Genomic DNA, 25,349 nt, shown 5'->3' on the forward strand with positions numbered 1-25,349 from the left:
TTAGATTAAAATAATAATATAACTACACATTATTGAAAGTGTTTAAATGACTTAATTGAAAGTGATAAATTTAAAATTTACAATATACAAATCATATTTAATTGATATAATATATAGTTATTGAGAGATTATCAGTATTTATCAAAATCGGGAGGCCTTTTCATGTCTGATAACCAAGTGAAAATTAAAAAGCAAACAATTGATCCGACTTTAACATTAGAAGATGTTAAAAAACAATTAATTGACAAGGGTAAAAAAGAAGGTCATTTAAGTCATGAAGAAATTGCTGAGAAGCTTCAGAATTTCGAAATGGATTCTGACCAGATGGATGATTTCTTCGATCAACTGAATGATAATGATATAACGCTTGTTAATGAAAAAGATAGTTCAGATACAGATGAGAAATTAAATCCAAATGATTTAAGTGCCCCTCCTGGTGTCAAAATTAACGACCCAGTTCGTATGTATCTTAAAGAGATTGGTAGAGTTAACTTATTAAGCGCTCAAGAAGAAATAGAGTTAGCTAAAAAAATTGAACAAGGCGATGAAGTAGCAAAATCTCGTCTAGCTGAAGCCAACTTACGTCTTGTTGTTAGTATTGCTAAAAGATATGTAGGAAGAGGTATGTTATTCCTTGATTTAATTCAAGAGGGTAACATGGGCTTGATTAAAGCTGTAGAAAAATTTGACTTTAGTAAAGGGTTTAAATTTTCAACATATGCGACTTGGTGGATTAGACAAGCAATCACTAGAGCCATTGCTGACCAAGCACGTACTATCCGTATTCCTGTGCATATGGTTGAAACAATTAATAAATTAATACGTGTTCAACGCCAACTTTTACAAGACTTAGGCCGAGATCCTGCACCAGAAGAAATTGGTGAAGAAATGGATTTACCACCTGAAAAAGTACGTGAAATCTTGAAAATTGCTCAAGAGCCTGTATCTCTTGAAACGCCAATTGGTGAAGAAGATGACAGTCATTTAGGTGACTTCATTGAAGACCAAGAAGCTCAAAGCCCATCAGACCATGCAGCTTACGAATTGTTAAAAGAACAACTTGAAGATGTTCTTGACACATTAACTGATAGAGAAGAAAATGTATTACGTTTAAGATTTGGTTTAGATGATGGACGTACAAGAACACTTGAAGAAGTAGGTAAAGTATTTGGCGTAACACGTGAACGTATACGTCAAATCGAAGCTAAAGCTTTAAGAAAACTAAGACATCCTAGTCGTAGTAAGAGACTAAAAGATTTCATGGATTAAAATAATAATGTTGGGGAAGTAGCTATGAATTAATGCATATTAATTTTACCTCGCCCAATTGGATCATCACACTTGAGAGGGTGGGATAATGAATTCAACTTTTAATATACTGAATTCAATCCCGCTCTTTTTTAATACATATGAGGAGTTTAAAAATGATTAATTTAAACCAAAGATTATTGCGTGTGTGTTCATTTTTAAAAGAAGGGACGCTAGCTGATATTGGTTCGGACCACGCATATCTACCTATTTATGCCATCCAAAATAAGATATGTAACAGTGCAATTGCTGGAGAAGTCATCAAAGGACCGTACAAAGCTGCGCTAAATAATGTAGCTGAAAATAACTTAGGTGATTCGATTGAAGTTCGCTTAGGAGACGGTTTAGCAGTTATCAATCATGATGATGAAATTGATAATATAACGATTTGTGGTATGGGAGGACCTCTCATTGCTAAAATTTTAAAAGAAGGTCAAGAAAAATTAGCACATCACCCAAGACTTATTTTACAGAGCAACATCCAAACACAAGTTTTAAGAAATGTATTAACTTCACTGAATTATGAAGTTACAAACGAGGTTATCCTTGAAGAAAAAGGGCATATTTATGAAATTGTAGTTGCTGAATTTAACCAATCTATAATGCCACTTTCTACAAAAGAAGAAAAATTTGGCCCGTATTTATTAGAGGAAAAAAATGAACATTTCTACAAGAAATGGAATAGAGAACTTGAAGCACTTTATCACATTAAGTCACAATTGAATTCATCAACGCATCATGAGAGACTAAAAGAAATTGACAGTGAAATAAATCTCATACTAGAGGTGTTAGATAATGAAATTGAGTAAACTCATGTCCATTTTAGATTATCATGTCCCATTTTCCACTGCAGAATCATGGGATAATGTCGGATTATTAATCGGTGATGAGAATCAACAAGTAAATGGTATATTAACCGCTTTAGATTGTACTGAAGAGGTTGTCAATCAAGCGATAGATAAAAATATCAATACAATCATTGCACATCATCCACTCATCTTTAAAGGTATAAAAAATATTGTTCAAACTGGTTATGGCAAAATTATACGCAAATTGATTCAAAATGATATTAATCTTATCGCAATGCATACAAATTTAGATGTAAATCCTAGTGGCGTCAATAAAATGTTGGCAGATACACTTGATTTAAATAACATTAACCAGATTAACCAACGTTACACGACATATTATAAGGTTCAAACTTTTATTCCTAAAGAAAATGTTGAAAACTTTAAAGACCAATTAAACCAACTCGGCTTAGCTAAAGAAGGGAATTACGAATATTGTTTCTTCGAAAGTGCTGGAAAGGGACAGTTCAAACCTGTTGGAGAAGCTAACCCTTACCTTGGTCAACTTGATAGTATAGAATATGTAGATGAGATTAAACTTGAATTTATGATTTCTGAAAATGAAAAGCAAATTTCAGAACAAGCAATTATAAACTATCATCCTTATGAAACACCTGTTTATGATTTTATTAAACTACAAAAACAAAGCGAATTTGGATTAGGTATTATAGGTGAACTTCCTCATACTATGACTTTAGATGAGTTTTCTAGTTACGCTAAAGAGAAATTAAATATTAATAGTTTAAGATATACTGGTAATTCTGACGCGGTGATTAATAAAGTTGCAATGATTGGTGGTTCAGGTATAGGTTTCGAGTATGAAGCTCACAGTAATGGTGCAGATGTATTTGTTACTGGAGATATCAAACATCACGATGCATTAGACGCTAAAATACAAGGAGTCAATCTACTTGATATCAACCACTACAGCGAATATGTAATGAAGCAAGGGTTAAAATTGTTACTAGAAGATTGGTTATTTGAGTATAAAGATATGTTCCCTATCGAAGCCTCAAATATTGATACTGATCCTTTTACTTATAAATAACAAATTGCTTATTAGACTTTAAAGGAGGCCATAACATGGCAAAACATCCATTTGAGCATTTTAATTTAGACGAAAGTTTAATTAAAGCGGTTCAAGATCTTAATTTTGAAAAACCTACAGAAATACAAAATAGAATTATCCCAAGAATATTAAAAGGCACTAACTTAATAGGTCAATCACAAACTGGTACAGGAAAGACGCATTCTTTCTTATTACCTTTAATACAAATGATTGATGTTGATCTTCAAGAACCCCAAGCCATTGTAGTTGCACCAACACGAGAGCTTGCTCAACAATTATTCCAAGCAGCGAGTCACCTGTGCAAATTTAAACAAGAAGTGAACGTTAAATTGTTTATAGGTGGTACAGATATTGAAAAAGACAAACAACGCTGTAATAGACAACCTCAATTAATTATTGGTACACCTACACGTATTAATGACCTTGCTCAAGGCGGACATCTTCATGCACACCTTGCCAGCAATTTAATTGTTGATGAGGCTGACTTAATGATTGATTTAGGATTAATCGAGGATGTAGATTATATAGCAGCTAGATTAAATGATGAAGCGCACATTGCTGTATTTAGTGCAACGATTCCTAAATCATTGCAACCATTTTTAAATAAATATTTAAGCCAACCTGAATTCGTTGAGGTTGATCATAAGTCTCATAATAAAAAGAACATTGAATTTTATTTAATACCTACAAAAGGGACTGCTAAAGTAGATAAAACGCTAAATCTAATAGATATTTTGAATCCATATCTTTGTATTATTTTCTGTAATAGTAGAGAAAATGCAAACGAACTTGCAGATTCTCTAAATAAAGAAGGTATTAAAGTAGGTATGATTCACGGTGGTTTGACACCTAGAGAACGTAAACAACAAATGAAACGTATTAGAAACTTAGACTTCCAATACGTTATTGCAAGTGATCTCGCTTCGAGAGGTATCGATATTGAAGGGGTAAGTCACGTCATAAATTTCGACGTACCTAATGATATTGATTTCTTTACACATCGTGTAGGTCGTACAGGAAGGGGTAATTATAAAGGAGTAGCAATTACTCTTTATAGCCCTGATGAAGAGCACAATATTTCATTAATCGAAGATAAAGGCTATCATTTTGAAAATGTGGACATTAAAAATGGAGAACTTAAACCGATTAAAGCACACGACACAAGACGCACTAGACAACGAAAAGATGATCACTTAACAAATGAAGTTAAGCATAAAGTTCGAAGTAAATCGAAAAGAAAAGTTAAACCAGGATATAAGAAAAAGTTTAAGCAAGAAGTAGAAAAAATGAAACGCCAAGAAAGAAAGATTTATAGTAAGAGACAAAATAAACAAAAACGTAAAAACAATAAAGGATAGGTGAATGACATGCTATTAGGTTCTCATGTTTCAATGAGTGGTAAGAAGATGTTACAAGGCTCTGCAGAAGAAGCCCATAAATTTGGAGAATCTACGTTTATGATATACACAGGAGCTCCTCAGAATACGAGAAGAAAAAGCATCGAAGATTTAAATATAGAAAAAGGACATGAGGCCATGAAAGAATATGGTTTATCTAATATCATTGTTCATGCACCCTATATTATCAACATCGCAAATACGACTAAACCTGAAGTATTCAACTTAGGTGTCGATTTTTTACAAAACGAAATTGAACGCACGCAAGCAATTGGCGCAAAAGATATTGTTCTTCATCCTGGTTCTCATGTTGGAGCTGGTGCCGACGTAGGTATTAAAAAAATTATTGAAGGACTTAATGAAGTATTAACTCATGACAATGATGTACAAATTGCCCTTGAAACAATGGCTGGTAAGGGTTCAGAAGTAGGCCGTTCGTTCGAGGAAATCGCTCAAATTATTGATGGCGTTACACATAATGATCGTTTATCAATTTGTTTTGACACATGTCATACCCATGACGCTGGTTATAATGTCAAAGAAGACTTCGATGGTGTGTTAAATGAATTTGATAAAGTTATTGGTGTAGACCGTATTAAAGTTGTACATGTGAATGATAGTAAAAATGAAATCGGTGCACATAAAGACCGTCATGAAAATATAGGATTTGGTCATATTGGATTCGATGCGCTAAATTATGTTGTCCACCATGACGCATTTAAAGATATACCTAAAATTTTAGAAACACCATATGTAGGTGAGGATAAGAAAAATAAAAAACCACCGTATAAATTCGAAATTGAAATGTTAAAAGCACAAAAATTTGATTCAGATCTTAAGAATAAAATTTTAAATCAATAAATCGTTTTTACCTTTTAGGTAAAAATAAATAGGGCGAGACAAAATCATCTATTAATTGGAATGATTTTTGTCTCGTTTCTTTTATTTAGTCGTAAACATTACTATTTACATAACTTTCACGAAGTTGTATAGTATTATGCGAGGTGAAAACATGACAACGCCAGTTTTCGAATTACGAAATATAAACTACTATTTTGATAATAAACATGTACTTGAAAATATTAATATTAAAATCAACAAAGGTGAGTTTCTAGCCATCGTTGGTCCTAATGGAGCGGGAAAATCCACCTTATTGAAAGTGATACTTGGACTATTACCTTTACAAAAAGGCGAGATTTTCGTTGAAGGAAAAATGTATAGAGGGAATAAAACTTCATTGAAAATTAGTTATGTTTCTCAAAAAGCAACAGCTTTTAATGCGGGGTTCCCAGCAAGTGTGAAAGAGGTTGTTCTGAGCGGACTAACAAAGACTAAAAGACTGTTTCAAAGATTTAATAAAGAAGATAATAAGAAAGTTGAACAAGTGCTGAAAAAATTAAATATTGCACATTTAATTAACAAAAACATTGCAGAGTTATCAGGTGGCCAACAACAGCGTGTTTTAATTGCTAGAGCATTAATATCTAATCCAAGTGTATTAGTTTTAGACGAACCGACAAATGGCATTGATGCCAAACATGTTAGTGAGTTTTATGCTACATTAGATACGCTAAAAAAAGAGGGTATTACTATTATTTTAGTAACGCATGATATCGGAGTTGTAGCTGATACTGCTACTGAAGTTGCTTGCTTAAACAAACATCTTCATTTCCATGGTACAACTGAAGATTTTAAATCTTTAGATGAAGTTGAAATTTCAAAAATATATGGTCATCCAATACAATTTGTTGATCATCAACACAATCGTGACTGTTGTAATGAAAATGTTGAAACTGGATAAAAATATATTATTTATTGAGGAGTGTAACTTGTGATTGATGCGTTATTAAATTTTGATTTTATGAGATATTCTCTTATTAGCGGTATTTTAATTGGCTTTATCGCACCTTTAATTGGCGCTTTTATTGTTGTTAGAAGACTATCTCTTATTGCTGACGCTTTAAGCCATGTCACTTTAGGCGGTATATCCTTTGGTATGTTTTTACTTACAATATTACCTACACTTTCATTTGTTAATCCCATGTGGTTTGGAATACTTTTTGCTGTTATAGGTGCACTTTTAATTGAAAAGCTAAGAACATCTTTTTCAAATTATCAAGAAATAGCAATACCTATTATTATGAGTGCAGGCATCGCACTGAGTGCCATCTTTATTTCATTAGCAGATGGATTTAATCAAGAAATTGTCGGATTACTTTTTGGATCAATTAGCGCTGTTAATTTAAGTGATTTAACTACCATTATTGTAATCGCAATTATAGTTGTATTTTTTATAATATTATTTTATAAAGAATTATTTATCTTATCTTTCGATGAAGAATATAGTAAAGTCATTGGTATTCCAAAATGGATACAATTCTTATTTATTATTATTGTTGCAATGGTTATATCTGCTTCAATGAGAGTTGTAGGAATTCTGCTAGTTAGTGCATTGATTACTTTGCCTATAGCAATCTCAATGAGAATAACTAAAGGTTTTAAACAGCTCATAGCACTAAGTGTTGCGCTAGGTGAGTTATCCGTAATAATGGGATTAGTACTTGCATTTTATATGAACATTTCACCTGGTGGTGTTATTGTAGTATTATTAGTAATCATGCTTATAATCACTATGGCTTACCAAAAGTTAAAAGTTAAGTTTAAAAAGGGAGCAATTTCAAATGAATACAAATGATGCTATTAAAATTTTAAAAGATAATGGATTAAAATATACAGATAAACGTAAAGACATGTTAGATATATTCGTTGAAGAGGATAAGTATCTTAACGCTAAGCACATTCAACAAAAAATGGATAAAGATTATCCCGGTATATCTTTTGATACTGTATACCGTAATCTTCATCTTTTTAAAGATTTGGGTATTATAGAGAGTACTGAGTTAGAAGGTGAAATGAAGTTTAGAATAGCTTGCACAAACCACCACCATCATCATTTTATTTGTGAAAATTGTGGAGATACTAAAGTCATAGACTTTTGTCCAATTGAACAAATAAAGCAATATTTACCTAATGTAGCAATTCATACCCACAAATTAGAAGTGTATGGTGTATGTGAATCATGTCAAAAAAATGCTTAAATATAGAATAAATTATGATTTAAATATCACAGCAACCTTAGAAGGGTTGCTTTTTTATTTTCAAAAAACTTGATTATTAAAACATAGGCCAATGGTCTGAAAAATTAGTTTCTAAGAATTTTCATGTTTAAATGGCTTTAAACTGAGATATACTAATGATGTAACAAAATAATTAGTAGCTATATATCATAATTACTATGTAAGCATATTCATTGTTGCTATTAAAGCTACTTGTTATGATAATTGTACAGACAATTTAGGAGGATGATTATTTATGGCTTTTGAATTACCAAAATTACCTTATGCATATGATGCATTAGAACCACACATTGATAAACAAACTATGGAAATTCACCACGACAAACACCATAACACATATGTAACTAAATTAAACTCAGCAGTTGAAGGAACAGATTTAGAAGCTAAATCAATCGAAGAAATTGTTGCTAATTTAGATAGCGTACCTTCAGATATTCAAACTGCAGTACGTAATAATGGTGGCGGTCACTTAAACCACTCATTATTCTGGGAATTATTATCACCAAATTCTGAAGAAAAAGGTGAAGTAGTAGACAAAATTAAAGAACAATGGGGTTCTTTAGATGAATTCAAAAAAGAATTTGCAGATAAAGCTGCTGCACGCTTTGGATCTGGTTGGGCATGGTTAGTAGTAAATAACGGTCAATTAGAAATCGTTACTACTCCAAACCAAGATAACCCATTAACTGAAGGTAAAACTCCAATCTTAGGTTTAGATGTTTGGGAACATGCTTATTACCTTAAATATCAAAATAAACGTCCAGATTATATTAGTGCATTCTGGAACGTTGTTAACTGGGAAAAAGTTGACGAATTATACAAAGCAGCAAAATAATTTTGCACATTTGTTTACGGTCTCATCTAGAGACCGTTATTTTTTTGTCAAAATGATAGAAAAATAATCTAATATAATATATCATTTGTATGAGACACGTTGAATAGAGGTAGGTTGTTTTGCTGAAAAGATTAAAAGAAAAATCAAATGATGAGAGAACCAGAAACACCATGAATAAGAGGATTAATTTCGTATTCGGTTTTATCGTGTTAATCTTCGCAATTTTAGTGTTAAGGTTAGGTTATTTGCAAATAGCACAAGGATCACATTATAAACAATTAATAAAGAATGATGAAAACATAACTGTTAACGAATCAGTGCCGAGGGGCCGCATATTAGATAGAAATGGCAAAGTCCTTGTAGACAATGCTTCAAAAATGGCAATTACATATACTCGAAATCGAAAAACAACTCAACAAGAAATGTTAGATACTGCTAAAAAATTATCTGAACTTATTAAAATGGATACAGATAAAATTACTGAACGAGATAAAAAAGATTTCTGGGTACAAATACATCCTGAGAAAGCAAAACGATTAATGAAGAAAGAACAGTCATTGTTAGAGAGTGGTAATATCACTCAAGAACAATATGATAATCAACAAAGAGACAAAATTGGTAAAAAACAATTAGATGAACTTAGTAAAAAAGATTTACAAGTTTTAGCCATTTATCGTGAAATGAACGCAGGATCTACTTTAGATCCACAAACTATAAAAAATGAAGACGTTACAGAAAAAGAATATGCTGCTGTATCCCAGCAACTTTCAAAATTACCTGGGGTAAATACTTCAATGGATTGGGATAGAAAATATCCATATGGAGACTCACTAAGAGGAATTTTTGGTGATGTATCTACTTCAACAGAAGGTATCCCTAAAGAACTAACAGAACAGTATTTATCTAAAGGATATTCAAGAAATGATAGAGTAGGTAAATCATATTTAGAATATCAATATGAAGATGTTCTAAAAGGCACTAAAAAACAAATGAAATATACGACAGATAAATCAGGCAAAGTTATAAACTCAGAGGTCATTAATCCAGGTTCAAGAGGTCATGACTTACAATTAACTATTGATATCGATTTACAGAAGAAAGTTGAATCTTTACTTGAAAAAGAAATTTCAACTTTAAGAAGCCAAGGCGCTAAAGATATGGATAATGCACTTATAGTAGTTCAAAATCCTAAGAATGGTGACATATTAGCCATGGCTGGTAAACAAATTAATAAACAAGGTAAGTTAAAAGATTTTGATATTGGTAACTTTACAGCTCAGTATGCAGTAGGCTCCTCAGTCAAAGGTGGAACTTTATTAGCTGGCTACCAAAACCATGCAATTAAAGTTGGAGAAACAATGGTTGATGAACCTTTAAAATTCCAAGGAGGTCTTACTAAGCGATCATACTTTAATAAAAATGGCAGAGTCACAATAAATGATAAAGAAGCCCTAATGCACTCTTCAAACGTATATATGTTTAAGACAGCATTAAAATTAGCTGGAGACCCTTATTTCTCAGGTATGCCACTACCTAATAATATAGCGATAGCTGGACAAAAATTGCGTAAAGGATTAAATCAAGTGGGCCTAGGTGTTAAAACAGGTGTTGATTTACCTAACGAGACTCCTGGACAAATCGAACCATTGACTAATAATCCAGGTAATTACCTAGACTTGTCTATTGGACAATATGACACATATACGCCATTACAACTATCACAATACGTATCAACGATTGCTAATAATGGGTATAGAATTCAACCACATATCGGTCTTGCAATACATGAATCTACAAATAAAGATGATTTAGGTCCATTAAAACGAAAAATTAAAGGAAACGTCTTAAATAAAGTGAACAACTCCGAAAACGAAATTAAAGAAGTACAAGATGGATTTAAAATGGCGTTTAATGAGAAAGACGGTACTGGTTACGCTAGTTTCAAAAATACTGTGGTTCCTTCGGCAGGTAAAACAGGTACAGCAGAGGTATTCCAAAACGGAGAATCTAGAGTTAACTCAACATATATTGGTTATGCACCAATTAAAGATCCTAAATTATCATTCTCTATTGTTTATACTAACCAACCTGTACCACCGCCTTGGTTAAATGGCGGAGACCTAGGCCGAGATGTTATCAACTATTATTTCAGAGACAGAGACAAAAAAGATGATAAAGATGAATCTCACTCTGACAATAAACAACAAAACGAAAGCACTAATGAAAATAGCAACGCTGATAACAATGATAATTAGATTTGATAATAAATTATTAATAAAATCTTCTTTGCAATTACTTATGTAATTGGTATAATGATAAGGTCGTATTTAGAAAAGGTAAGGAGGAATAATCATGCGCGTAAACGTTACATTAGCTTGTACTGAATGTGGAGATAGAAACTACATCTCAACTAAAAACAAAAGAAACAACCCTGAACGTATTGAAATGAAAAAATACTGTGCACGTGATAATAAACAAACTTTACACCGTGAAACTAAATAATTAGGTTTATCTAAAGTAAACTTAATCTAACTAATCAAGAAACCTCAATCATGAGGTTTCTTTTTTTATAGCTGAGAATACATCTCAACTTAATGACATCATAATTGATTAACGTTATAATATGAGGTGAACAAAGTGGGTGAAAATGTTGAGTAAAAAACATATAAGACGAGCAACAATTGAAAAGCTTAAAGGTTTTAATAAAGATAAAAAAAGTATTGCAGATCAATGGTTAGCTAATGAATTATTTAATACACAAGCTTATCAAGATGCTAAATCAATAGGTTTTGTGTTATCAATGCCACATGAGGTCGACACTTATCACTTAATAGAGTCCTCTATAATGAATGATAAGAAAGTTTACGTACCTGAGACAGATTATAAAAATAAGCGTATGACATTCAAACGCTTATTATCTCTTAATGATATTGAAAAAGATGAAAAAGGAATCTATCATGCTGTTTCAAATACTGAACTTACTAATGACATGGATTTATTAGTAGTCCCAGGTGTTGCCTTTGAAGAGAATGGCTATCGTATCGGTTACGGTGGCGGTTACTACGATAAATTTTTAACTCAATTTAAAACTCGAACTGTTAGCTTGCTATATGATTTTCAACTTACTACATTTGATAAAGAATCATTCGATCAACCCGTTGATCAACTAATTATATATAACAATAATGTAGTGGAGGAATAAATGATTATCGATAAACTTTATTGGAAAACCTTATACTACTGGATTAGATATTTAAATTATGATTTGTTAAGCAGTGAAAAGGATAATAATGAAATTTGGCTAGTACATAAAAGAAAAAAATCTGTAGTGGTTTTTAGAAGAGATGTTACTACCTCACAAGAAATCAGATTTGATAAGTCTAAAGTTAAAGAGAATTTTAACCAATTAGAACAAACTATAGGTTTTAAACCAAAGTCATTCAATTTTTATTATTTCACTGATAAAGACTTTCTAGAAGAAAAAAATAATGAGAGTCATCCTATAAAAATTCAATTTCACATTATTAGAAATGTTAAAGATATAAAAGCAATTACCCCACATTTTGTACTTTACAAAATGCTTGTAAACAACGAGGATAAAAAGACTTATTCTCACTATAAAAGAAAAGTTTTAACCAATAATCCTCTTGATAGACACATGCAAAGATTCACACCGGCTACATATGTCTTAATTATCACAAATGTAATCATATGGTTATGTATGATTTTATATCTTAATCGATTCTCAGATGTTAAATTACTAGAAGTAGGTGGGCTTGTACATTTTAATGTTGTTCATGGAGAATGGTATAGGCTTATTTCTTCGATGTTTTTACATTTTAATTTTGAACACATATTGATGAATATGCTTTCCTTATTCATTTTTGGGAAGATTGTTGAATCAATAGTGGGTTCTTGGAGAATGTTAGTTATATATTTTGTGTCAGGATTATTTGGTAATTTTGTATCCTTATCATTTAATACCTCCACAATTTCAGTAGGAGCGAGTGGGGCAATATTTGGATTAATAGGTTCAATTTTCGCAATAATGTACTTAAGTAAGACTTTTGATAGAAAAGTTATTGGCCAATTACTTATAGCCTTACTAATTTTAATATGTTTATCACTTTTCATGTCTAATATTAATATTATGGCTCACTTAGGTGGATTTATTGGTGGACTTTTAATTACACTTATAGGATATTACTTTAATGTAAATCGTAATTTGTTTTGGATATTATTAATTGTTTTACTATTAATATTTGTTATATTACAAATCAGAATATTTACTATTAAAGAAGACAATATTTATGACAAACTTATTAAAGATCAAATGCTAGGTGGTCACTACGGAGAAGCGAGAAACGTGGTTAACCAAACATTAAATAAAAATTATGCTGATGATGAAACCTATTATTTGAGCGGTTTAATTACAGCAACTGAAGACTCACAATCTGAGGCTATCGCAGAATGGGAAAGAGGAATAAAAAAATATCCTAATTCTGGTATACTCAATTATGAATTAGCCATCGCAAATCGCTCATTAAGTGATGACAAAAAAGCATTGAAATATGCTAAAAAAGCTGCAAAGAGCGATCCTAGTAATACAAATTATAAAAATTTACAAAAAGAGTTGAGTGAATCAAGTGACTCGAAAGATAAATAACTTTTATGATGTTTTACAGTTACTAAAAAAATATGGTTTCATCATTTACTTTAAAGATCCAGAAGATATGTATGAAATGATGTTACAAGAGGTAAAATCTTTATATAACTTTCAACTATTATCTAAAGATGAATATCTAAAATGTATTTTGATAATTAATCAGAGAAGGAATGAACATAAATGACAAATATTATTTTAGCGGCCGATATTGGCGGAACAACTTGTAAATTGGGAATTTTTGATACTCATCTAGAACAATTACATAAATGGTCAATTCATACAGATACTAGTGATCATACAGGTGAATTATTGCTGAAAAATATTTATGATTCTTTTGTAGAGAAAGTAAAAGAATTTAACTATGATTTTACTAATGTTCAAGGAGTAGGAATTGGGGTGCCCGGACCAGTTAATTTCAAAACTGGAGTAGTGAATGGTGCAGTAAACTTGCATTGGACAGGAAACGTTAATGTTAGAGAAATATTCCAAAAATATGTAGATTGCCCAGTCTATGTTGATAATGATGCAAATGTTGCAGCGTTAGGCGAAAAGCATAAAGGTGCTGGCGAAGGTTCAGATGATGTTGTTGCTATTACATTAGGTACTGGACTAGGCGGCGGTATCATTTCAAATGGAGAAATTGTACATGGTCACAATGGATCAGGAGCTGAAATCGGCCACATGCGTGCAGATTTTGATCAACGTTTTAATTGTAATTGTGGTAAAGCTGGTTGTATAGAAACTGTAGCATCCGCAACTGGGGTAGTTAATTTAGTAAATTTCTATTATCCTAAACTTACTTTTAAATCTTCAATTTTACAATTAATAAAAGATAATAAAGTAACGGCTAAAGCTGTTTTTGATGCTGCTAAAGCTGGTGATCAATTCTGTATATTTATTACAGAAAAAGTTGCAAATTATATTGGTTATTTATGTAGCATTATAAGTGTTACTAGTAATCCTAAATATATTGTACTAGGTGGTGGCATGTCTACAGCTGGACCAATTCTAATTGAAAATATTAAAACTGAATATCGCAATTTAACATTTACTCCAGCTCAATTTGAAACAGAAATTGTACAAGCACAACTTGGAAATGATGCTGGAATCACAGGTGCCGCAGGATTAATTAAAACATATGTACTAGATAAAGAGGGTGTTAAGTAATGGCAATTGTAGATGTCGTAGTTATTCCAGTAGGAACAGAAGGTCCTAGCGTAAGCAAATATATAGCAGAAATACAAACTAAACTTAATGAATTTAAAGAAGAAGGTAAAATTGATTACCAACTAACACCAATGAACACACTTATCGAAGGTGATCTAAAGGACCTATTCGAAGTCATTCAAGCAATACATGAATTACCTTTCAACAAAGGGTTAGACAGAGTATGTACAAATATTCGAATTGATGATCGTCGCGATAAATCAAGAAAGATGAATGATAAACTCAAATCTGTTCAAAAACATTTAAATAATAGTGGTGAACAATAATGAGAATTTCAAATCTAACTTTAGGTTTAGTGGATACAAACGCATATTTCATTGAAAATGAAGAAAGTGTTATATTAATAGATCCTTCAAGTGAAAGTGATAAAATCATTAAAAAATTAAATCAAATTAATAAGCCATTGAAAGCGATTCTATTAACTCATGCTCACTACGATCACATTGGTGCTTTAGATGACATTATTTCTAAATACGACGTTCCTGTTTATATGCATCAAGAGGAATTTGATTTTTTACAAGATCCAGAAAAAAATGGTGCATCTAAATTTAAACAATATGGTATGCCTCAAGTTATAAGCTATGCTAAACCTTCAAAATTAGAAGAAGGATCAAAAGAGATTGAGGGCTTCAAATTTGACGTATTACACACTTCAGGACATTCTCCAGGTAGTTTAACTTACGTTTTTGATGAATTTGCTGTAGTGGGTGACACTTTATTTAATAATGGCATTGGTAGAACTGATCTTTATAGAGGGGACTACGAAACATTAGTTGATTCTATTAAAGATAAGATATTTGAACTTGAAGGCGATTTACCGTTATTCCCTGGTCACGGTCCATATACTACTGTTGATGATGAACAATTAAACCCTTTTTTAAATGGTTAATTAAATAAAGTAATTATTTCACCTCCTACGTTGATATATGTAGGAGGTGAATTTTTATGAAAATGTTATTCCAAGAGATAGTTAATTATGCTATAAAGCACGCTGCAAGTGATATACATTTTATTCCTACTGAGCACCATACTTTAATTAAACTAAGAATCAACGATCAACTTATTAATTACGATACACTGACACATGCTATTTACAAAAAGTTACTTGTTTATATGAAGTTCAAATCAGGCTTAGATGTTTCGACCCAACAGCTAGCCCAAAGTGGAAGATATACTTATAAATTGCAAAATATGTATTACTTAAGAATCTCTACGCTACCTTTATCTTTAGGTAATGAAAGTTGCGTTATAAGAATCGTACCTCAATATTTCCAACAAAGACGTGACTCATATGAATTTAAAGATTTTAAGCACTTAATGAATAAAAAACAAGGATTATTACTTTTTAGTGGTCCAACTGGCTCTGGGAAAAGCACTTTAATGTATCAAATGGTAATGCATGCCCATCAAAATTTAAATTTAAATGTTATTTCAATTGAAGATCCTGTTGAGCAATTATTAGATGGGATAACTCAAATTTCAGTTAATGAAAAGGCCGGGATAAATTATACTAACTCTTTTAAAGCCATACTTAGATGTGACCCTGATGTCATTTTGATTGGAGAAATTCGTGATGCTTATATTGCTAAATGTGTTATACAAGCAAGTCTAAGTGGTCATTTAGTGCTTACAACTTTACATGCTAATGATTGTAAAGGGGCTTTACTTCGTCTACTAGAAATAGGTGTTACAGTGCAAGAATTATGTCAATCTATAAATTTAATATCTAATCAAAGACTTATCACCACACAAACTAATACGCGTGAATTAGTTTGTGAAGTAATGAACCAAAATCAAGTAGAATACTTTTTTGAACACAATCATGAACTACCAAATAGCTTCACTAAGCTGGCTACACATCTAACTAATCTATCTAAGGAAGGGGTAATTTGTGAAGAGGTTGTTAATAAGTATACTTAAACCTAACAGAAAAAAGAATCTTACCGAAGCTCAATCCATTGAACTACTTCAACGACTAAAACATTTATTTGAACATGGATTCACATTGTATGAAAGCTTTCAATTTCTAAATTTACACTTTATATATAGAGATAAAAACATTAGTAAAATAATAATAGAATCTATTCAAGCAGGTGGAACATGTTATGAAGTATTGAAGATGATTGGTTACCCCGAAATTATACTTACTCAAGTAAAATTTGCAGAACAGTATGGAAATTTAGAAGTTGCAATGGCAGACGCCATTGAATATATGAGAAGAAACTTGAAGGCTAAAAAGGCATTTCTAAAAACTATTCAATATCCAATAGTGCTGATAAGTATATTTCTAATCATGCTAATCGTGTTAAATATGACTGTGATACCTCAATTTCAACAATTATACGCGACTATGAATGTTCAACTATCTACTTTACAAAATATACTTACCGTTTTCATTACAAAGTTGCCTGCTTTTGTATTATTGCTTACATTTTGTTCAATTGTGATATATATAATTATTTATAAACTCCTAAACAAAATTCCCATAAATAAAAAAATAAAATATATAGTTAAAATCCCCTTTGTCAATTCTTACTATAAAATATTCAGAACTTATCAAATATCTAATGAACTTTCTCTTTTTTATAAAAACGGTATAAGCCTTCAACATATTGTTCATATATATAGAAATGAGCAAAACAATGAATTTTTTAAATATTTAGGTGACTACTTATTAAAAAGTATTGATAAAGGGATGTCACTACCGTCTATATTAAATAGCTTAAAATGCTTTCAACCTGATCTAATCAAATTTATTGAGCAAGGTGAAAAAAGCGGAAAACTAGATATTGAATTAAAGTTATATAGCCAAATGTTACTACATCATTTTGAAGATAAAGTTCTCAAGCAAACTAAATTTATTCAACCAGTCATTTTCTTTATATTAGGTCTATTTATAGTTTCTTTATATCTTGTAATCATGTTACCTATGTTTGAACTAATGCAAACCATCAAATAGGGAGGACTCTTAATGAAAATATTAAAAAAACTAAAAAAATCTAAAGCTTTCACTTTAATTGAAATGTTACTTGTTTTATTAATTATTAGTTTATTACTTATTTTAATTATACCTAATATTGCCAAACAAACAGCACATATCCAATCTACTGGTTGTGATGCTCAAGTAAAAATGGTAAATAGTCAAATTGAAGCATATACATTAAAGCATAATCGTAACCCTAATAATATTGAAGAATTAATTGCTGAAGGTTTTATAAAAGAAGGACAGAAAAATTGTAAATCCGGACAAACTATTAGTATTTCAAATGGTGAGGCTGTTGCGAACTAAACAATATAGTGCATTCACTCTAATTGAAATGATGTTGGTCTTATTTACCATTAGCGTTTTATTAATGACAACTTTATGGTCAAGAAGTTTTATGAACGTACAAATGATTAATGAAGAACATGAAATTAAACAATTCATTACTAGACTTAATTACTTTAAATCTAAAGCAATTGCATCTCAAAGATCGATAGCCTTAGTTTTTACAAATAATTCAAATGTTATCCAAGTTGTAGAAGAAAAAGGGAGCAAATATAAATTTAAAGTCCCTCACGGTAAAATCACTAATATTGCTAGAATTAATACGTTGAATTTCAATAGAGAAGGAAATATTAACCGTTTTGGTTCTCTAACAATTGCAATGAATAAAGCTACCTATAAAATTATTTTACATATTGAAAAAGGACGTATTAGATATGTCAAAATTTAAACTAAGAGCTTCATTATTACTCGATAGTTTATTAGGTTTACTAATCATCGGATTAATCACACTTATTTTGATACCAACACTCTCCACAATGAATAATAACTATAATAATAATTTAAAAACCATAGAAATTAAAAAGTCTATTATTACCAGCTTGAATAAATATAGTAAGGAACAACTTAAACAAGGAGTTGTAATGGATCAATATGAAATACAACTATATCAAAAGAAAATATGTGGAAAAGATAGAGACTTTAACATTAAAACATGTGTTTCATTTGAAAATTAAAGCCTTTACTTTCGTTGAAATACTCTTCGCATTATCAGTAACCTTATTATGTCTTTCTTTAACACCTAATATTATTAATCTCACTTCTTACTACCTACATTTAGCTAAAAATAATGATGATTTAGACTTTGAATTTTTTTGTAGAGATATTCTTAAAGATGTACAAACTTCCAAGTATTCGCCAAGTAAAGATAATGATTCAACAATCAAAATTAGAAAAAAGGATGAGGAAATTAGATATATCTATAATAATAAAAAAATATATAAAAATATCAATCAGAGAGGTAACATCACTCTATTAAACAATGTAGTTTCTTTCAAAATAATAAAGACGAACAATAATATTTTAAAAATAAAAATAAAGCAAGGAGATACGAACTATTATAAAAAGAAAAACCTCCATTTATAGCCAAAAAGCGTTCATTAGTTTATATTTAGTAGTAATTTTTTCATTTTATTTATCAATTATATCTTTTTATATTACTCAATATGGTTTAAAATTAAAGACATTACATAACTTAGATATTTACTATGATGATGTTATTGTTAAAACATTAAAAAAGAGGTAGATTAGATTGATTAAAAGTAAAGCACCTATTATATTTGTTGGCTTCATGGGTACTGGTAAAACGACGATTGGACGATATCTTTCTGATTTACAAAATTTAAGTTATGTAGACTTAGATGAATATATCGAGAGAAATGAAAACAAATCAATTCCCGATATATTTCAGGAACATGGAGAACAAAAATTCCGTGATTTAGAATTTAAGTATTTAAAAAAGTGTTTGAATACATTCGAAATTATATCTACTGGTGGAGGAATAATCGAAAATAAAGATTCTTTGAAACTACTTAAAAATGAAAAGAATGTTATATGGCTTGATTGTGATATCAATGTTATTTATCGACGTATAGTTAGTGATCCTCATAGACCCAATGCTAAAGATAAATCTCTAGAACAATTAAATACCTTGTATTGTTCAAGGGTTTCAAGATATAATGAAACCGCATTCATGAAGGTGGATAGCGCACTCACTGTTTCTGAAATATATGAAAAGATTTTACAAAAATTATTTTGCGATTGATCAGTATTAGAGAGAATAAAGCTAAAACATATCTACATAATAATTAATTTAAGAATATTGTAAATATTTAGCTTTATCGCCGAAGGTGCAAGTTATTTAACGAAACTCTCAGGCAAAAGGATAATACTGTAACGCGTTCCTGGATGAATTATTTTAACAGGGTAGCTCTATGCTATCCTGTTTTTTATTAAAAATAGGGGGTTTTCTAATGACAACTGAACTTAAAAAGACACCTTTATATCAAAACTACGTTGATAATGGTGCGAAAATAGTTGAATTCGGTGGATGGGCTATGCCTGTTCAATTCACTAGTATTAAAAAAGAACATAACGCTGTGAGATATGAAATTGGTCTTTTTGATGTAAGCCACATGGGAGAGATAGAAATTACTGGTAATGAAGCATTTAACTTTGTTCAGTATATTTTATCAAATGATGCTAACAATCTTACAGATACTAAAGCAATGTATACAGCTTTATGTAATGAAGAAGGTGGTATTATAGATGACTTAGTTACATACAAGTTAGCAGAAAACCACTTTTTATTAATAGTAAATGCGGCAAATACTGATAAAGATTTTAATTGGATTTCTAAGCAAAGTAGTAATTTTGATGTTAATGTGAATAATTCTTCAAATATATATGGTCAACTTGCTATTCAAGGCCCAAAAGCTAGACATCTTGTGAATGAACATACTGATGTGGATGTTAGTGACATGAGTATGTTTGAATTTAAACAAGATGTGAAGTTTTTTGATAAAAATATCATTCTTTCACAATCAGGCTATACAGGGGAAGATGGTTTCGAAATCTATTGTAAATCTGAAGACACAGTAGACATTTGGAATCAATTATTAGAATATGACGTTGTTCCTTGTGGTTTAGGTGCTCGTGATACTTTACGCCTTGAGGCAGGTTTACCTCTACATGGTCAAGATTTAACAGAATCTATTACTCCTTATGAAGGAGGTATTGCTTTTGCTGCTAAACCTCTTATTGAAGAAGAATTTATTGGCAAATCTGTTCTTAAAGATCAAAAAGAAAATGGTTCCACTAAAAGAACTGTTGGATTAGAGATAATAGGTAAAGGTATTGCTAGAACAGGTTACGAAGTATTTGATTTAGAAGGTAACCACATTGGAGAGGTAACATCCGGAACTCAATCTCCCTCTTCAGGTAAATCTATCGCACTAGCTATTATAAATAGAGATGCATTCGAAATGGGTAAAGAAGTGCTTATACAAGTTCGTAAGCGCCAAGTTAAAGCAAAAATTGTTAAGAAAAATCAAATTACTAAATAATACGGAGGGGTGTAAATAGTGAGTCATCGTTATATACCTTTAACAGATCAAGATAAACAAGAAATGCTAGATACTATTGGAGCAAAATCAATTTCAGAATTATTTGGTGATGTCCCAGCCGATATTTTATTAAATCGAAATTTAAATATTGCTAAGGGAGAGGCAGAAACTAGTTTAGTAAGAAGACTTAATCTTCTTGCCAATAGAAATATCACAAAAGAAACTCACGCTTCATTTTTAGGTGCTGGTGTATATGATCATTATGCTCCTGCAGTTGTAGATGCCATGATTTCTAGATCAGAATTTTATACTGCGTACACACCTTATCAACCTGAGATTTCTCAAGGTGAGTTACAAGCAATTTTTGAATTTCAAACTTTAATCTGTGAACTAACAGATATGGATGTTGCAAATTCATCTATGTATGATGGTATGACTAGTTTTGCTGAGGCTTGTATTTTAGCTTTCAGTCAGACTAAAAAGAAAAAAGTTGTTGTTTCAAAAGGTTTACACTATCAAGCTTTACAAGTTTTACATACTTACGCTAAAACACGTAAAGAGTTTGAAGTAGTTGAAATCGATTTAAATGGAACAATAACTGATTTACAAAAATTAGAACAAGCAATTGATGATGATACTGCCGCAGTTGCAGTACAATATCCAAATTTTTATGGTTCAATTGAAGATCTTGAAAAAATAAATAGTTTTATTGCAGATAAAAAAGCATTATTTATAGTATATGCTAACCCTCTAGCTTTAGGTCTTTTAACACCACCAGGTACTTTTGGAGCGGATATAGTTGTTGGAGATACTCAACCGTTCGGTATACCTACACAATTTGGTGGACCTCATTGCGGCTATTTTGCTACAACTAAAAAGTTAATGCGTAAAGTACCTGGCCGTTTAGTAGGTCAAACTCAGGATGATGAAGGCAATCGTGGATTTGTACTAACTTTACAAGCTAGAGAGCAGCATATTAGAAGAGATAAAGCGACTTCAAATATATGTTCTAACCAAGCACTTAATGCACTTGCATCTTCAATTGCTATGTCAGCTCTTGGTAAACAAGGTATATATGATATTGCTGTTCAAAATTTAAAACATGCTAATTATGCTAAACAACTATTTAAACATAAAGGCTTTGAGGTATTAGATGGTAATTCATTTAATGAATTTGTAGTTAAATTTGATGAACCTATTAAAGAAGTAAATTTAAAATTAGCTGACCAAGGTATTATTGGTGGTTTTGATTTAAGTGAAGTTTCTGATGACTTCAACAATCATATGCTAGTTGCCGTAACTGAATTAAGAACTAAAGAAGAAATTGATAATTTTGTTCAGAAAGCTGGTGAATTAAATGGTTAGTAAATCAAGTCCATTAATCTTTGAAAGATCCAAAAAAGGTAGATATGCGTATTCTTTACCTCAAAGTGATATTGAGGACATTACAATTTCCTCTGTATTAGATGACAAATATATTCGTAAAGATAAAGCCGAGTTTCCTGAGGTAGCTGAACTAGATTTAGTTCGACATTACACAGAACTCTCCAATAAAAATTTTGGTGTAGACACTGGTTTTTATCCATTGGGATCATGCACGATGAAATATAATCCTAAAGTTAATGAAAAAGTTGCTAGAATACCTGGATTTAGTGAATCTCATCCATTGCAAGAGGAAGAACACATTCAAGGTTCACTTGAAATTATTTATAGTTTGCAAGAAGAGCTAAAAGAAATTACAGGTATGGATGAAGTAACACTTCAACCAGCAGCAGGCGCGCACGGTGAATGGACAGCTCTCATGATTTTCAAAGCTTATCATGAGAATAATGGACAAGGACATAGAGATGAGGTTATTGTACCTGATTCTGCTCACGGTACAAACCCTGCTTCAGCCTCATTTGCCGGATTTAAATCAGTCACTGTTAAATCTAATGAGCGCGGAGAAGTAGATATTGATGATTTAAGAAGAGTTGTAAATGAGAATACAGCTGCTATCATGCTAACTAATCCAAATACATTAGGTATATTTGAGAAGAATATTATGGAAATTAGAGAAATCGTTCATGAAGCTGGTGGTCTACTTTATTACGATGGCGCAAATTTAAACGCAATAATGGATAAAGTTAGACCTGGAGATATGGGCTTTGATGCAGTTCATCTGAACTTACACAAAACGTTTACTGGACCTCATGGTGGCGGTGGCCCTGGTTCAGGACCAGTAGGTGTGGTAAAAGAGTTATCTAGCTACTTACCTAAGCCGATGGTCATTAAAGATGGCGAGTTCTATAAGTATGATAATAACATTGAAAACTCAATTGGAAGAGTTAAACCATTCTATGGTAACTTTGGTATTTATTTAAGAGCCTATACGTATATTAGAACTATGGGTGCTGAAGGACTTAAAGAAGTTTCAGAGGCTGCTGTGCTGAATGCTAATTATATTAAAGCACGTCTAAAAGATCATTTTGAAATCCCATATGACCAATATTGTAAACATGAGTTTGTTTTGAGCGGAACGAAACAAAAACAATTTGGCGTCCGTACATTAGATATGGCAAAAAGACTTTTAGATTTTGGAGTTCATCCTCCAACTATTTATTTCCCACTTAATGTTGAAGAGGGAATGATGATCGAACCTACAGAAACTGAATCTAAAGAAACATTAGATCATTTCGTAGATTCACTAATACAAATTTCTAATGAAGCGAAAGATAATCCTGATGTAGTGCTTGAAGCACCGCACACAACCATTATAGATAGATTAGACGAAACAACTGCAGCACGTAAGCCAATTCTTAAATTCGAAGATTTAAAACAAGAAAAAACAATTGAACATTAATATTGAAAATTAATTATACTTAAAATAGTAAAGCTCAATGATGTTTAAGCTATAATACATCATTGAGCTTTTTTCTCTTATTAAGATAAATAACTTATTTTTCAAAAGATTATCTTTAAAGCCTAAATATTATTTTTTATTGCAATAATAAATACCCTTAAAAAGTTATAATTCAAATTACAACATTTCAAGGGTGAAAATTACTAGGCGAAACGATATGGTCGTAAAATTATTTCTTAGATTTAATTTTACCTGTCCATTTTTTATATCCGCCTTTAAGCATGTATAAATCTTTATAGCCATTTTTTCTTAATATACGAGCAGCACGATAACTCGCTATTCCATTAGCATCACACAAATAAATTGGTTGGTCTTTTCTTAAACCTTGGTAACGTTGTTTAAAAGTTGTGATTGGAATGTTACGCGCACCATTAATATGACCATAATCATAATCCACTTTTTCTCTAACATCTATAACTTGAGCTTTTCTCAAGCCTTTGTGAAATTCATTTTGGTCTAATTCTTTAACAGCTCGTTTATTAAGAATTTGTTGGATGACCATATACGCAATGATAATCACGATGATTCCAATTGCAATGTACAAAGAGATACCCATCTTGCATCCTCCCTAATTAACCGATATTATAATTATAAGACTGTTAGGACAATTTATCAAAATATTTTTTCGGGTTAGTTTATGTTTAAATCATATAAACTAGATATATACAAATATACTTAATAGTTAAGTCTTTAAACATTTTGTTAGGGGTTTTTTTATGACTGAAACTTGGAACTTTATTAATACAGGAAGTCAAGATCCATACTATAATATGGCTATGGATGAAGCATTACTTAATTTTGTTTCTAGAGGAGAGATTGATCCTGTTATAAGATTTTATACTTGGAATCCTGCGACACTTTCCATTGGATATTTTCAAAGATTACAAAAAGAAATAGATATTGAAAAGGTTAATGAAAAAGGATTCGGTTTAGTTCGACGTCAAACAGGGGGGAGAGGCGTCTTACATGATAAAGAATTAACTTATAGCGTGATAGTTCCTGAGTCCCATCCAAATATGCCTTCAACAATTACAGAAGCCTATAGAGTGATTTCTCAAGGTTTATTAGAAGGGTTTAAAAATTTAGGGTTTGAGACATACTTTGCCGTTCCTCGTTCAAAGGAAGAGCGAGAAAAGTTAAAACAACCTAGAAGTTCAGTATGTTTTGATGCTCCGAGTTGGTATGAATTAGTCGTTGAAGGTAGAAAAATAGCAGGAAGTGCTCAAACAAGACAAAAAGGCGTCATTTTACAACATGGTTCAATTTTACAAGATATTGATATTGATGAACTATTTGATATGTTTATTTTCAAAAATGATAGACTTAAAGCTAAAATGAAGGAAGCTTTCGTTGAAAAAGCAGTGGCAATTAATGACATTTCTGACACTCATATTACTTTAAGTGAAATGGAAAAAGCCTTTGAAGAAGGGTTCAAGACTGGATTAAATATTGAGTTCAAACCTTTAGAATTATCAGAACAACAGCTTGCTGAGGTAAAAGAACTTGAAGAAAAATATCGTTCTGACGATTGGATGTTTCGTAAATAATATAAAAATAGCATTGAAGTCAA

General features: G+C 31.1%; 29 protein-coding genes and 1 riboswitch. Of the genes, 28 read left to right on the forward strand and 1 reads right to left on the reverse strand.

The annotated features are described in order from the left end of the window. Window positions 1-162: 162 nt before the first annotated feature. The 27 genes from rpoD (at window position 163) to gcvPB (ending at window position 23,719) form a co-directional block, all read left to right on the forward strand. Window positions 163-1,269 (forward strand): RNA polymerase sigma factor RpoD, encoded by a 1,107-nt coding sequence (gene rpoD, locus MHI13_RS12165; RefSeq protein WP_002436727.1) that lies wholly within the window; start codon window positions 163-165, stop codon window positions 1,267-1,269. Between the two features lie 155 nt (window positions 1,270-1,424). Then, a complete protein-coding gene (locus MHI13_RS12170) occupies window positions 1,425-2,117 on the forward strand; it encodes a tRNA (adenine(22)-N(1))-methyltransferase (protein ID WP_002436563.1) in 693 nt (230 codons plus the stop codon). Further along, a complete protein-coding gene (locus MHI13_RS12175) occupies window positions 2,104-3,204 on the forward strand; it encodes a Nif3-like dinuclear metal center hexameric protein (protein ID WP_064210118.1) in 1,101 nt (366 codons plus the stop codon). The genes MHI13_RS12170 and MHI13_RS12175 overlap by 14 nt, the downstream gene beginning before the upstream one ends. A gap of 35 nt (window positions 3,205-3,239) precedes the next feature. Then, a complete protein-coding gene (locus MHI13_RS12180; RefSeq protein WP_002433939.1) occupies window positions 3,240-4,583 on the forward strand; it encodes a DEAD/DEAH box helicase in 1,344 nt (447 codons plus the stop codon). 9 nt (window positions 4,584-4,592) lie between these two features. Then, window positions 4,593-5,483: a deoxyribonuclease IV gene (locus MHI13_RS12185; protein ID WP_064210117.1), complete on the forward strand. Its 891-nt coding sequence runs from the start codon at window positions 4,593-4,595 to the stop codon at window positions 5,481-5,483. A gap of 136 nt (window positions 5,484-5,619) precedes the next feature. After that, on the forward strand, window positions 5,620-6,423 hold the full coding sequence (locus MHI13_RS12190) for a metal ABC transporter ATP-binding protein (protein ID WP_100066270.1): 804 nt from the start codon (window positions 5,620-5,622) through the stop codon (window positions 6,421-6,423). A gap of 30 nt (window positions 6,424-6,453) precedes the next feature. Beyond that, window positions 6,454-7,317 carry a metal ABC transporter permease gene (locus MHI13_RS12195; protein ID WP_002433574.1) on the forward strand — a complete coding sequence of 288 codons (864 nt, stop codon included), beginning with the start codon at window positions 6,454-6,456 and terminating at the stop codon, window positions 7,315-7,317. Then, on the forward strand, window positions 7,304-7,720 hold the full coding sequence (locus tag MHI13_RS12200; RefSeq protein WP_002433544.1) for a Fur family transcriptional regulator: 417 nt from the start codon (window positions 7,304-7,306) through the stop codon (window positions 7,718-7,720). Before MHI13_RS12195 ends, MHI13_RS12200 begins: the two co-directional genes overlap by 14 nt. A 274-nt stretch (window positions 7,721-7,994) precedes the next feature. Next, window positions 7,995-8,594 (forward strand): superoxide dismutase, encoded by a 600-nt coding sequence (locus tag MHI13_RS12205; protein ID WP_002433778.1) that lies wholly within the window; start codon window positions 7,995-7,997, stop codon window positions 8,592-8,594. Window positions 8,595-8,713: 119 nt separating this feature from the next. After that, on the forward strand, window positions 8,714-10,849 hold the full coding sequence (locus tag MHI13_RS12210; protein WP_002433988.1) for a peptidoglycan D,D-transpeptidase FtsI family protein: 2,136 nt from the start codon (window positions 8,714-8,716) through the stop codon (window positions 10,847-10,849). 97 nt (window positions 10,850-10,946) lie between these two features. Continuing rightward, window positions 10,947-11,096, forward strand: coding sequence for a 50S ribosomal protein L33 (rpmG, locus tag MHI13_RS12215; protein ID WP_002433802.1), 150 nt, complete (start codon window positions 10,947-10,949; stop codon window positions 11,094-11,096). 148 nt (window positions 11,097-11,244) lie between these two features. Then, on the forward strand, window positions 11,245-11,796 hold the full coding sequence (locus MHI13_RS12220) for a 5-formyltetrahydrofolate cyclo-ligase (RefSeq protein ID WP_227939313.1): 552 nt from the start codon (window positions 11,245-11,247) through the stop codon (window positions 11,794-11,796). Continuing rightward, complete coding sequence (locus MHI13_RS12225) at window positions 11,797-13,260, forward strand: rhomboid family intramembrane serine protease (RefSeq protein WP_002433611.1); 1,464 nt, start codon at window positions 11,797-11,799, stop codon at window positions 13,258-13,260. Continuing rightward, window positions 13,241-13,444 (forward strand): YqgQ family protein, encoded by a 204-nt coding sequence (locus tag MHI13_RS12230; protein ID WP_002433937.1) that lies wholly within the window; start codon window positions 13,241-13,243, stop codon window positions 13,442-13,444. The genes MHI13_RS12225 and MHI13_RS12230 overlap by 20 nt, the downstream gene beginning before the upstream one ends. Then, window positions 13,441-14,427, forward strand: a complete 987-nt coding sequence (locus tag MHI13_RS12235) for an ROK family glucokinase (RefSeq protein WP_002433633.1) — start codon at window positions 13,441-13,443, stop codon at window positions 14,425-14,427. The genes MHI13_RS12230 and MHI13_RS12235 overlap by 4 nt, the downstream gene beginning before the upstream one ends. After that, window positions 14,427-14,753 carry an MTH1187 family thiamine-binding protein gene (locus MHI13_RS12240; protein ID WP_002433945.1) on the forward strand — a complete coding sequence of 109 codons (327 nt, stop codon included), beginning with the start codon at window positions 14,427-14,429 and terminating at the stop codon, window positions 14,751-14,753. The genes MHI13_RS12235 and MHI13_RS12240 overlap by 1 nt, the downstream gene beginning before the upstream one ends. Continuing rightward, window positions 14,753-15,376, forward strand: a complete 624-nt coding sequence (locus MHI13_RS12245) for an MBL fold metallo-hydrolase (RefSeq protein WP_340761132.1) — start codon at window positions 14,753-14,755, stop codon at window positions 15,374-15,376. Before MHI13_RS12240 ends, MHI13_RS12245 begins: the two co-directional genes overlap by 1 nt. Before the next feature lie 56 nt (window positions 15,377-15,432). Beyond that, the gene (gene comGA / locus MHI13_RS12250; RefSeq protein ID WP_002433787.1) at window positions 15,433-16,407 is read left to right on the forward strand and encodes a competence type IV pilus ATPase ComGA; all 975 of its coding nucleotides are present in this window, start codon (window positions 15,433-15,435) and stop codon (window positions 16,405-16,407) included. Continuing rightward, window positions 16,379-17,446, forward strand: coding sequence for a competence type IV pilus assembly protein ComGB (gene comGB / locus MHI13_RS12255; protein WP_064210116.1), 1,068 nt, complete (start codon window positions 16,379-16,381; stop codon window positions 17,444-17,446). The genes comGA and comGB overlap by 29 nt, the downstream gene beginning before the upstream one ends. 18 nt (window positions 17,447-17,464) lie before the next feature. After that, window positions 17,465-17,776: a competence type IV pilus major pilin ComGC gene (gene comGC / locus MHI13_RS12260; RefSeq protein WP_029625707.1), complete on the forward strand. Its 312-nt coding sequence runs from the start codon at window positions 17,465-17,467 to the stop codon at window positions 17,774-17,776. After that, window positions 17,754-18,203, forward strand: a complete 450-nt coding sequence (comGD, locus tag MHI13_RS12265) for a competence type IV pilus minor pilin ComGD (RefSeq protein ID WP_162488576.1) — start codon at window positions 17,754-17,756, stop codon at window positions 18,201-18,203. The genes comGC and comGD overlap by 23 nt, the downstream gene beginning before the upstream one ends. Then, a complete protein-coding gene (locus MHI13_RS12270) occupies window positions 18,190-18,489 on the forward strand; it encodes a hypothetical protein (protein ID WP_002433765.1) in 300 nt (99 codons plus the stop codon). Before comGD ends, MHI13_RS12270 begins: the two co-directional genes overlap by 14 nt. Next, a complete protein-coding gene (gene comGF / locus MHI13_RS12275) occupies window positions 18,407-18,898 on the forward strand; it encodes a competence type IV pilus minor pilin ComGF (RefSeq protein WP_064210115.1) in 492 nt (163 codons plus the stop codon). Before MHI13_RS12270 ends, comGF begins: the two co-directional genes overlap by 83 nt. Before the next feature lie 166 nt (window positions 18,899-19,064). Further along, the gene (locus MHI13_RS12280) at window positions 19,065-19,577 is read left to right on the forward strand and encodes a shikimate kinase (RefSeq protein WP_002433603.1); all 513 of its coding nucleotides are present in this window, start codon (window positions 19,065-19,067) and stop codon (window positions 19,575-19,577) included. Next, window positions 19,574-19,711: riboswitch (glycine riboswitch) on the forward strand. (Overlaps the previous gene by 4 nt.) A 74-nt stretch (window positions 19,712-19,785) precedes the next feature. Continuing rightward, window positions 19,786-20,877, forward strand: a complete 1,092-nt coding sequence (gcvT, locus tag MHI13_RS12285) for a glycine cleavage system aminomethyltransferase GcvT (protein WP_002433617.1) — start codon at window positions 19,786-19,788, stop codon at window positions 20,875-20,877. Window positions 20,878-20,895: 18 nt separating this feature from the next. After that, window positions 20,896-22,242: an aminomethyl-transferring glycine dehydrogenase subunit GcvPA gene (gene gcvPA / locus MHI13_RS12290; protein ID WP_064210114.1), complete on the forward strand. Its 1,347-nt coding sequence runs from the start codon at window positions 20,896-20,898 to the stop codon at window positions 22,240-22,242. Continuing rightward, window positions 22,235-23,719: an aminomethyl-transferring glycine dehydrogenase subunit GcvPB gene (gcvPB, locus tag MHI13_RS12295; protein WP_023350207.1), complete on the forward strand. Its 1,485-nt coding sequence runs from the start codon at window positions 22,235-22,237 to the stop codon at window positions 23,717-23,719. The genes gcvPA and gcvPB overlap by 8 nt, the downstream gene beginning before the upstream one ends. Window positions 23,720-23,948: 229 nt before the next feature. Here gcvPB and MHI13_RS12300 read toward each other — a convergent pair whose 3' ends face one another. Beyond that, complete coding sequence (locus tag MHI13_RS12300) at window positions 23,949-24,335, reverse strand: rhodanese-like domain-containing protein (RefSeq protein WP_002433796.1); 387 nt, start codon at window positions 24,333-24,335, stop codon at window positions 23,949-23,951. A gap of 160 nt (window positions 24,336-24,495) precedes the next feature. On the opposite strand from MHI13_RS12300, the gene MHI13_RS12305 reads away from it, so the two are divergent. Further along, on the forward strand, window positions 24,496-25,326 hold the full coding sequence (locus MHI13_RS12305; protein ID WP_002433604.1) for a lipoate--protein ligase family protein: 831 nt from the start codon (window positions 24,496-24,498) through the stop codon (window positions 25,324-25,326). Window positions 25,327-25,349 lie beyond the last annotated feature (23 nt).

This window comes from Staphylococcus sp. FSL K6-0223, assembly GCF_038008285.1.